The 9,478-nt window shown below is 57.3% G+C and carries 8 protein-coding genes and 1 pseudogene; 8 read left to right on the forward strand and 1 reads right to left on the reverse strand.

Translation table 11 applies throughout. The features are described from left to right. Nucleotides 1–50 precede the first annotated feature (50 nt). Genes GZ093_RS11505 through GZ093_RS11525 form a run of 5 tightly spaced genes read left to right on the forward strand, consistent with a single transcriptional unit; the run spans nt 51 to nt 5,750 of the window. Nucleotides 51–1,724: a long-chain-fatty-acid--CoA ligase gene (locus GZ093_RS11505; protein ID WP_296486015.1), complete on the forward strand. Its 1,674-nt coding sequence runs from the start codon at nt 51–53 to the stop codon at nt 1,722–1,724. Nucleotides 1,725–1,741: 17 nt separating this feature from the next. Further along, on the forward strand, nt 1,742–2,617 hold the full coding sequence (locus tag GZ093_RS11510) for an S-methyl-5'-thioadenosine phosphorylase (protein ID WP_296486017.1): 876 nt from the start codon (nt 1,742–1,744) through the stop codon (nt 2,615–2,617). Next, nucleotides 2,617–3,336 carry a class II aldolase/adducin family protein gene (locus GZ093_RS11515; RefSeq protein ID WP_296486018.1) on the forward strand — a complete coding sequence of 240 codons (720 nt, stop codon included), beginning with the start codon at nt 2,617–2,619 and terminating at the stop codon, nt 3,334–3,336. The genes GZ093_RS11510 and GZ093_RS11515 overlap by 1 nt, the downstream gene beginning before the upstream one ends. Then, the gene (gene mtnA / locus GZ093_RS11520) at nt 3,333–4,418 is read left to right on the forward strand and encodes an S-methyl-5-thioribose-1-phosphate isomerase (RefSeq protein WP_296486019.1); all 1,086 of its coding nucleotides are present in this window, start codon (nt 3,333–3,335) and stop codon (nt 4,416–4,418) included. Before GZ093_RS11515 ends, mtnA begins: the two co-directional genes overlap by 4 nt. A gap of 15 nt (nt 4,419–4,433) precedes the next feature. Next, nucleotides 4,434–5,750 carry a hypothetical protein gene (locus GZ093_RS11525; protein ID WP_296486020.1) on the forward strand — a complete coding sequence of 439 codons (1,317 nt, stop codon included), beginning with the start codon at nt 4,434–4,436 and terminating at the stop codon, nt 5,748–5,750. Between the two features lie 536 nt (nt 5,751–6,286). Here the strand turns inward: GZ093_RS11525 and GZ093_RS11530 are convergent. Continuing rightward, nucleotides 6,287–7,210 carry a LysR family transcriptional regulator gene (locus tag GZ093_RS11530; protein ID WP_296486022.1) on the reverse strand — a complete coding sequence of 308 codons (924 nt, stop codon included), beginning with the start codon at nt 7,208–7,210 and terminating at the stop codon, nt 6,287–6,289. A gap of 184 nt (nt 7,211–7,394) precedes the next feature. Between GZ093_RS11530 and GZ093_RS11535 the strand changes: the two genes are divergently transcribed. The 3 genes and pseudogenes from GZ093_RS11535 to GZ093_RS11545 all read left to right on the forward strand — a co-directional run. Next, entirely contained in the window at nt 7,395–8,171 is a 777-nt protein-coding gene (locus tag GZ093_RS11535; RefSeq protein ID WP_296486026.1) for a 5-oxoprolinase subunit PxpA, read from the forward strand. 77 nt (nt 8,172–8,248) lie between these two features. Then, nucleotides 8,249–8,482 carry an acetyl-CoA carboxylase gene (locus tag GZ093_RS11540; protein WP_296486023.1) on the forward strand — a complete coding sequence of 78 codons (234 nt, stop codon included), beginning with the start codon at nt 8,249–8,251 and terminating at the stop codon, nt 8,480–8,482. Between the two features lie 46 nt (nt 8,483–8,528). Next, nucleotides 8,529–9,386 (forward strand): annotated as a pseudogene (locus GZ093_RS11545) (biotin carboxylase N-terminal domain-containing protein); the annotation flags it as partial. Nucleotides 9,387–9,478 lie beyond the last annotated feature (92 nt).

The following is a 9,478-nucleotide window of genomic DNA, read 5'->3' on the forward strand; positions in this document are numbered from 1 at the left end:
GGGTGTTCACGCGAAAATCAACGCTTTGTCAACCTTGAGGAAACATCACAATGACCGACCGTATTTGGCTTAACAGCTACCCTGAAGGCGTGCCCGCTGACATTGATCCGGGCAAGTACCCGTCGATTGTGAAAATGATGGAGGAGAGCTTCAAGAAGTACGCCGATCGCACGGCCTACAGTTTCATGGGCAAGGCGCAGAGTTACAAAGAAGTCGATAGCCTCAGTCTGGCGTTTGCGATTTACCTGCAGGGTCTGGGACTGGTCAAAGGCGACCGCGTGGCGGTGATGATGCCCAATGTGCTGCAGTATCCGGTGGCGGTGGCTGGCATTTTTCGCGCAGGCTATGTCCTGGTGAATGTGAATCCGCTGTATACCGCGCGTGAGTTGGAGCACCAACTCAAGGACTCGGGCGCCAAGGCCATTGTCATCCTGGAAAATTTTGCGTCGGTTCTGGAAAAATGTATTGCCGCGACACCGGTCAAGCACGTGGTGTTGTGCGCGATGGGTGACCAGTTGGGCCTCCTCAAAGGCGCCCTGGTCAACTATGTGGTGCGCAACAAGAAAAAACTGGTGCCTGCGTTCTCGCTGCCTGGCGCCGTGCGCTTCAATGCCGCCATTGCCAAGGGCAGCGCGGCCACATTCAAAAAAGTAACAATCAAGTCCGACGATGTGGCGGTGTTGCAATACACCGGGGGCACCACCGGCGTCTCCAAGGGCGCCGTGCTGTTGCACCGAAACCTGGTGGCCAACTTGTTGCAGGTGGAGGTCTGGAATGAACCGGCGCTGAAGAAGATCCCCGCCAACGAGCAGATCACATCGGTCTGCGCCTTGCCGCTGTATCACATCTTTGCGTTCACGGTGGGCATGATGCTGTCGATGCGGCTGGGCGGCAAACTGATCCTGATTCCGAATCCGCGCGACATGGTGGCCACGCTGGCTGAACTGGCCAAACACAAAATCCATGTGTTCCCGGCGGTCAATACCTTGTTCAACGGCCTGGCCAATCATCCCAATTTCAACAAAGTGGATTGGCGCGGTCTGGTGGCGTCCGTAGGCGGCGGCACGGCGGTACAGAGTGCGGTGGCCAAACTCTGGTTCGAGAAAACCGGCTGTGCCATTGCCGAGGGCTACGGCCTGAGCGAGACCTCGCCTGTTGCCACCTCCAACCCGGTCACCGTCACCGAGTACTCGGGCACCATTGGCGTGCCAATTTCAAGCACCTATCTGAAGCTGCTGGACGACGCGGGCAACGACGTGCCGATCGGTCAATCCGGCGAGATTGCCATCAAGGGCCCGCAGGTGATGGCCGGCTACTGGCAGCGCCCGGATGAAACCGCCAACGTCATGACAGCCGATGGTTATTTCAAGTCCGGTGACATTGGCGTGATGGATGAGCGTGGCTTCTTCAGAATTGTGGACCGCAAGAAAGACATGATTCTGGTCAGCGGCTTCAATGTCTTTCCGACCGAGTTGGAGGACGTGGTTTCCCAACTCAAAGGGGTGATGGAGTGTGCCTGCGTGGGTGTGCCAGACGCCAAGACCGGCGAGGCCGTCAAGCTGGTGATTGTCAAAAAAGACCCCGGCTTGACCGAAGCGCAGGTGCGGGCCTACTGCAAAGAAAATCTCACCGGCTACAAGCAACCCAAGGTCGTTGAATTCCGCGCCGAGTTGCCGAAAACACCGGTTGGAAAAATCCTGCGGCGGGAATTGCGCGACAAATAACAGACCCGAGGCCAGCTATGCAAAAGCCAGTTCTTGGCATCATCGGCGGCAGTGGTGTGGAAGACATTGAAGGGCTGGTCAACAAGCGCTGGCAGCCGGTTGACTCGCCGTTTGGCGCGCCGTCGGATGCGCTGCTGTTGGGTGAGCTCGATGGCCAGCCCTTGGCGTTTTTGCCACGCCACGGTCGCGGCCACCGCATCCCTCCCTCTGAGATTAACTACCGCGCCAACATTGATGTGCTCAAACGCGCTGGTGTGACTGACCTGATTTCGGTCAGTGCGGTTGGCTCCCTGCGCGAAGACTTGCCGCCCGGCATGTTTGTGATTGTCGATCAGTTCATTGACCGCACCTTCGCCCGCGACAAGAGCTTCTTTGGCACCGGGCTGGTGGCACACGTCTCGATGGCGCACCCGGTTTGCAGGCGACTGGGGGACCACATTCAGGCTGCAGCTGGCAACGCTGGCATCGACGTGGTTCGGGGCGGCACCTACCTGGTGATGGAAGGCCCGCAGTTTTCCAGTCTGGCCGAGTCCAACCTTTACCGAAGCTGGAATTGCGACGTGATTGGCATGACCAACATGCCGGAGGCCAAGTTGGCGCGCGAAGCCGAGCTGTGTTACGCCGCCGTGGCGATGGTGACAGATTTTGATTGCTGGCATTCAGATCATGATGCCGTCAGCGTGGAGGCGATCATCAAGGTGCTGCTGGCCAATGCCGACAAGGCACGCGGCCTGGTCAAAACAGTGGCGCCGCGCCTGCAGACCGACCTCACTGCGGCAGCTTGCGGCTGTCGCAGCGCGCTGGAGCATGCACTGATCACGGCGCCTGCTGCGCGCGATCAAGCCGTGATGCAGCGTCTCGATGCCGTGGCCGGCCGTGTGCTGGGGCGCTGATGGCGCTTGTTCACGCAGATTCCAGCCAAGCGGCGTCGGCACTGCGTCTGGCGATGCTGGCGGCGGCCCGGACGCTGAGCGCACAAGGTCTCAACCGAGGCGCGACCGGCAATATTGGCGTGCGCTGTGGCGCCTCGTTTTTGGTCACACCCTCGGGTGTCCCGGCTGAGGACCTGACGCCCGAATCGATGGTGGCGATGGATTTTTCGGGTGCCACCCTGGGCCCCGGCAAGCCATCGAGCGAGTGGCGTTTTCACCGTGACATCCTCGCCGCGCGGCCCGAGATGGGCGCTGTGGTGCATACGCACTCACGCTTTGCGACCGTACTGGCCTGCCTGCAGCGCGAGCTTCCGGCCTTTCACTACATGATTGCCGTGGCCGGCGGCGACTCGATTCGCTGCACGCCCTATGCGATTTTTGGCAGCCAGGAACTCTCAAGCCTGGCGCTGCAGGCACTTCAAAACCGCAAGGCCTGTTTGCTGGGCAACCACGGCATGATTGCTTTGGGCGTCGATCTGGCTGATGCGCTGGCCGTGGCGGTGGAGGTCGAGTCGCTGTGTGAACAGTATTGGGCTGCCTTGCAACTGGGGCAGCCGAACATCCTCTCAGCCAGTCAGATGCAGGCAGTGCTGGAGAAGTTCAAAGGCTATGGCCGGGCGCAAGACCCGCAGAGCGAACCGGCTGCGTTGGCCAGCCATCAGGGAGTAACCAAGGCATGACACAGCAAGGGTTGAACGGGGCGCAGACCATCCAGACCTTGAGATGGGTTGAGGGTCAGCTGGAGATGATCGATCAGCGCGTGTTGCCAGCGCGCTTTGAGTATGTGCGCTATGCCAGCGCCGCGGAGGTCGCGCAGGGCATTCGCGCCATGGTGGTTCGTGGCGCGCCAGCCATCGGTTGCGCGGCGGCCTACGGCATCGCCTTGGAGGCCATCGCTTTGGGCCACTTGGCTCCGACTGCATTCGCAGCCGGCCTGGAGCGCGGCTTTGAGGTGTTGGCGGCGAGCCGGCCCACGGCCGTCAATTTATTCTGGGCACTGAATCGCATGCGCCGCATCTGGCAGGCCCATCAACAGCGCAGCGTGGCTGAAATAATCAATTGTTTGATTGCCGAAGCGCAGGAAATAGCTGCCGAAGATGTTCGCATCAATCGCGCGATGGGGGCTCACGGCGCCGCGCTGCTGGCCGACGGCGCCCGGGTGCTGACGCACTGCAACGCGGGCGCCCTGGCAACCGCCGGACACGGCACCGCGCTGGGGGTGATCCGCTCCGCAGTCGAAGCCGGCAAGCGCATTTCAGTGATCGCGGATGAAACCCGGCCTTTTTTGCAGGGCGCACGGCTGACCGCCTGGGAGATGGTGCAAGAAAAAATTCCCGTGACGCTGATTACCGACAACATGGCCGGCCATTTGATGAGCCGGGGTGAAATCGATGCGGTCGTGGTCGGCACCGACCGGGTGGCGGCCAATGGCGATGTGGCCAACAAGATCGGCACCTACATGGTGGCGGTGCTGGCGCAGCGTCATGGCATCCCGTTTTATGTGGCGTGTCCGCTGTCCACCATCGATCTAACCATTGCGGATGGCGCCGCCATTCCGATTGAAGAACGCGCTGCCGATGAAGTGACCGGATTTCGGGACTGCCAGTGGGCCGCAAAAGGCGTTCAGGTGCGCAACCCGGCCTTCGATGTGACGCCCTTTGATCTGGTGACGGCGCTGATCACCGAAAAAGGCGTGGTGCCACGCCCCGATCAGACCCGTATCGCGAGGCTATTCGCTGTCGAAGTGCCGGTCAATCTCTGAAGAGATAATGGCCGCATGAAAAACCGTACTTCTTTACATCAACTTCCTCAGCAAAACATCTTTCGCAAGGGTGATGTGTTCGTGCTGTTTGGCGAACTTTTTGGACGTGGTTACGCTAACGGCCTGGTCAATGAAGCGCGCAAGGCGGGAATGCAGATCGTCGGCATCACGGTGGGACGGCGCGACGCCAACAACAGCTTGCGCCCTCTGAACGATGAGGAACTGGCGGTTGCGCAAGCTGGGCTGGGTGGAAAGATCATCAACGTGCCTCTGATGGCAGGTTTCGATCTGGATGCACCGGCGGGCGAGCCTACGCCGACCGATTTGCTCGGCAGCATGACGCTCAAGACCTGGATGGACGACAATCTCGACTGGGAGCATATCGAAAAATGCCGGGAAGTCGGCGTCAAGCGCTTCAAGGATTCGGTGGCTGAAGTGATGACGCTTCTGGCTGGCATGGTCCCTGATGGTCGTAATGTCTTTTTTGCCCACACGATGGCGGGTGGCATTCCCAAGGCCAAGGTGTTCCTGGCCATTGCCAACCGCGTCTACAAAGGGCGCGGGGACCGCTTCATGTCATCCCAGGTTCTGCTGGAGAGCGATCTGGGCAAGCTGATTTTGAAGAACTTCGATGAAGTGTCGGCCAACACCTTCCAGCACCTCATTGACGGAAGTCAGACGATCCGTGCGCGTGTAGAAGCTTCGGGCGGCCAAGTTCGCTACTCGGCCTACGGTTACCACGGGACGGAAGTCCTCATCGACGATTCTTACGAGTGGCAAACCTACACCAACTACACGCAGGGTCTGGCCAAGATGCGACTTGAGCGCATTGCTCAGGCGGCGTGGCGCAATAACATCAAGGCAACGGTCTACAACTGCCCGGAAATCCGAACCAACTCGTCCGATATCTTCGCGGGCGTCGAGCTGCCACTGATCTTGCTCCTCAACGCGCTAAAGAAGGAAGGGGGCGGTGCCTGGGCCGAAGCGCAGTGGCAGGCCTGCCGTGAATTCCTGCTTGAGGGGGTCACACTGGAAGATGTTTTGCAGAAGGTTGCGGATTTTCAGGGCAGTGAAGTGATGCAGGGCTTCCGCGACTTTGCGGCCTGGCCAATGCCCAATAGCCCGGCTCAGGCTGACCTGACCATCGGCACCTCCGATGAGATTCTGAAGATGCACAGGGACAGCAAGGCCCTGATCACCGATCTGCTGAGCAGCTTGGTGATCGAAGCCACCGGGCCGCTGATTTTCCGCGAGTCTTCTGCACCTGCTGGTCCGGTGTTGTGGCTCAATCATGACATCATTGGCCGGCAACTGAATCAGCTTCACGCCTGAGGCCTAAGGATCTATGAGTACTTTTGGCCCCTGACATGACGACTGGTTAAGTCCGTTTCGGGGTCGGATTCTTTGGGTGGCCATCGAAGACTGAATGACTCTATGCAGTCTGGACCTGTTGCACATGAGAGTTCTGCCTAAACTTCATGCCACTGACTCTTGACACATTGCTGCCGCTCACCACTGGCAGCTCACTGGCGGTTCAATTTCCGAGTTATGGTGACCTGTCAGCAGTCATTCACATTGGCCGCAAGGTGCCACAAGGAGCCGTTCAGTAAAGTGAGGGCCGGTCGTTCGCGGCCTCGGTCTGGAAAACCGAAACAGTCAGTCGGATTGCGGGTTCGTTTACTTCCCACCAGTCCGCATTGCAGTCAAGAAAACTTCTGACATTCGAGTAACCTGAAACTACTTTTGCAGTGACGAGGGACGGGTCATGTAGGGCATATCACCGTCTGGGGTCCGATCGACATGGAGCGAACAAAATTCGACGAGGTATACCGGACCGGTTCAGATACAAGCATGACCACGACCTTCGTTCAACGATGCGAAGAATTGTGCGGATTTTGCGGATCCAGATAGCGTTGTTTAAAGTACTGGCGAACTGTCTTCATTGCAGGACTCATGCTTGCGTCGGCGCGCCACGCCAAGCCCACGTTCATGCTGGGAATGCTCTCGACCGGCTTGATCGTCTCGATCCGCTTGCCTTCCAGTGACCAGGGGCGATAGACCATGTCAGACAAAATTGCCACACCCAGATCGTTGGCAACCAAGCTACGCACTGCTTCTATCGATTTGGTGTTCAAGGTGACGTTAGGCTCACAGCCATGCAGGTGCCAATACCGAAGAGCCGAGTCAGCCGCTTCATCCACCGTCAGCATGATGAAGGGTTCTTGCGCAATGTCGGCAAAGCTGACCTGTTGTTTTGCAGCAAAACGATGCTGCGGCGAAACCCACAAGCGCCGCTGTGAGCTAAACAAAGTCTCGGTCTGAATGGCTGGGTTGCGGACATTGGACGTCAGCAGCATCGCCATGTCGTAGTTTTGCGCCAGCAAACCAGATTCAATCGTCTCTCGGTCAAGCTCGAGCATGCGAATGCGCAGCGCTGGATACAGCAGCGACAAACGTTGCAAATGATCCGGCAAAAAGTAACCCATCACGGTGTATGTGGCGGCAAGTGTCAGTTCCCCACTGACGGGCGCAATTTGCTGCGGCATGTTTCGCGCATCGTCCACAGCCGTCAAAATGGCGTAGGCGCGGGTCAAAAAATGTCTGCCGTTGTCGGTCAGCTCCATGCCGTGAGATTGACGAACAAAAAGCTTGTACCCCAAGCCTTCCTCCAGGTCGCGTATTGAAATGGTGACCGCCGATTGCGACACCGACAACTCAACGGCAGCACGGGAGATTTGTCCCAGCTCAGCCGTCGCCGCAAAGTATTTGATTTGTCGCAATGAAAAACGCATCTCAGATCAACCGTAACGCTGTAGGGGTGGGACAACCAAGACATATAAAAAATTAATACTAGCACCTTAAAAAATAAAATTATCTTTTTTTGTCACAAACTCGTAACTTTGCGTACCTGAACAGCGGCTTGTCATGAACAAACGGAAATTCAAGCCAAGTACACGAACAAAGATGGGCAAAACAATGAAAAGACTGATGGATTTGAATTCGGACATGGGGGAGGGCTTTGGCCCATGGAGTATCGGAGAGGGTGCAGACGAGGCCATCATGAGTCAGATCAGTTCCGCCAACATCGCGACTGGCTTTCACGCCGGCGACCCGAACATCATGCAGCGAATGGTGTCCTATGCCAAACAACATGGAGTGGGTATTGGTGCACATCCAGGTTTCCGTGATTTGGTTGGATTTGGTCGGCGCGATATAAAGGCATCCAGCAGCGAACTGCTCAACGACATCGTTTACCAAACGGGCGCTCTGCGCGAATTTGCGCACTGGCAAGGCTTGCGCTTGCAGCATGTCAAATTGCATGGTGCACTCTACATGCGCGCAGCAATCGATGAAGAGTTTTCAATTGCTCTGATCAAAGCCCTGCAAGAGATTGAACCCAGCTTGTACCTGTACTGCATGGAAGCCTCGGTCACTTATCAAGTGGCCAAAAAAATGGGACACCCGGTTGTGCGAGAGTTTTATGGCGACCGTAACTACGACAAAACCGGCTCCATTGTGTTCACGCGTCAGGTTGGACAACTTGACCCGGCCACCGTCGCCGCCAGGGCGCTGCGTGCCTGCACCCACGGGGTAGTTCGAACGGTTGAAGGCGAAGACATCGCAATAGATTTTGATTCAATCTGCATTCACAGTGACACACCAGGCGCGCTGGCCCTGATAAAGGCCACAAAAACGGCATTGACCAGCAATGGCATAAAAATTGCTTCATTGTCAGAAGTCGTGCCACACTGAATGAGCCGGCACGCAAAGGCCTATGGACCACAATTTGATTTGTTTGAACTGCACAGCACAACTTAGGAGCGCACAGCATGGCTGAAATTTTTTCCCCTCTCCCCGGCACGTTCTATATGCGACCCGCCCCGGATGCGCCTAACTACAAACAGGTCGGAGACAGCGTTGCAATCGATGAGGTGATCGGCTTGGTTGAGGTGATGAAGATGTTCAACGAAGTTCGTGCTGAAGTCAGCGGCAAGGTGGTGCGCTACACGATTGACAACGAAGACCCGGTTGAAGCCGGACAAGTCTTGATGATCATTGAATAACTGACCGAAATTGGGCCTCCCCACACCTCATAGCAAAGTCCATTTGATGACAACGACGCACAAAGTACTGATATCCAATCGCGGTGAAATTGCCGTTCGCATTGCGCGAGCCGCACAGGAACTTGGACTGCAGACCGTTGCGGTGGTGAGTGACGCCGACACCACCAGTCTGGTAGCACAGATGGCCGATCAGGTGGTCAACATTGGCCCTGCGCATCCTGCCAAAAGTTATTTGAATGCCGATGCCATTTTGCGGGCAGCACAGTCAACAGGCGCCACCATGGTGCATCCCGGCTATGGTTTCCTGTCGGAAAATGCCGCGTTTGCGCGCAAGGTCACTCAAGCCGGACTCATTTTTGTCGGACCCAGCGCAGAAACCATCGAGTGCATGGGCAACAAATCCGTGGCACGTGAGACGGCTCAGCGAGCCGGGGTACCCACAGTTCCCGGAAGCGCCGGCACAGTCGATGATGTGGAAATGGCGGCCAACGTTGCAGCCGAGGTTGGTTACCCCGTGATGATCAAAGCGTCAGCGGGAGGCGGTGGCCGTGGCATTCGTGTGGCGCACAGTGAACCTGAACTTCGTCATCAGTTGCCTCTTGCGCAGAGCGAGGCACGTGCGGCGTTTGGTGACGACGCCGTCTATCTGGAACGCTTCATCGCCAGGGCACGACATATCGAGGTCCAGGTCCTGGGCGATGGAAAACGGGTTGTGCATTGCTACGACCGCGAATGCTCACTTCAAAGAAGACGACAAAAAATTGTTGAAGAAGCGCCGTCCCCGGCTCTATCGCAGATGACACGCGACGCCCTGTGTGAATCAGCTGTTCGCCTGGCGAGCGCGGTGGGCTATAGCGGCGCGGGGACTTTAGAGTTTTTATATGACGACGACAGTGGTGAGTTCGTAAGCGGGTGGCCATTACACCTTGACGCCAGTGGTGCCGTGATGGCACGAGGTCGCAGTTAAGGATTTGTCGGCTGCCAGCGATGTGGCAA

This window comes from Rhodoferax sp., assembly GCF_010365055.1.
Taxonomy (GTDB): Bacteria; Pseudomonadota; Gammaproteobacteria; order Burkholderiales; family Burkholderiaceae_C; genus Rhodoferax.

Excerpts from the sequence above, each read along its gene's own strand:
- GZ093_RS11510 (WP_296486017.1), top strand. The coding sequence starts at position 1,742 with ATGCAAAAGCCAGTTCTTGGCATCATCGGCGGCAGTGGTGTGGAAGAC.
- GZ093_RS11525 (WP_296486020.1), top strand. The coding sequence starts at position 4,434 with ATGAAAAACCGTACTTCTTTACATCAACTTCCTCAGCAAAACATCTTT.
- mtnA (WP_296486019.1), top strand. The coding sequence starts at position 3,333 with ATGACACAGCAAGGGTTGAACGGGGCGCAGACCATCCAGACCTTGAGA.
- GZ093_RS11505 (WP_296486015.1), top strand. The coding sequence starts at position 51 with ATGACCGACCGTATTTGGCTTAACAGCTACCCTGAAGGCGTGCCCGCT.
- GZ093_RS11540 (WP_296486023.1), top strand. The coding sequence starts at position 8,249 with ATGGCTGAAATTTTTTCCCCTCTCCCCGGCACGTTCTATATGCGACCC.
- GZ093_RS11530 (WP_296486022.1), bottom strand. The coding sequence starts at position 7,210 with ATGCGTTTTTCATTGCGACAAATCAAATACTTTGCGGCGACGGCTGAG.
- GZ093_RS11535 (WP_296486026.1), top strand. The coding sequence starts at position 7,395 with ATGAAAAGACTGATGGATTTGAATTCGGACATGGGGGAGGGCTTTGGC.
- GZ093_RS11515 (WP_296486018.1), top strand. The coding sequence starts at position 2,617 with ATGGCGCTTGTTCACGCAGATTCCAGCCAAGCGGCGTCGGCACTGCGT.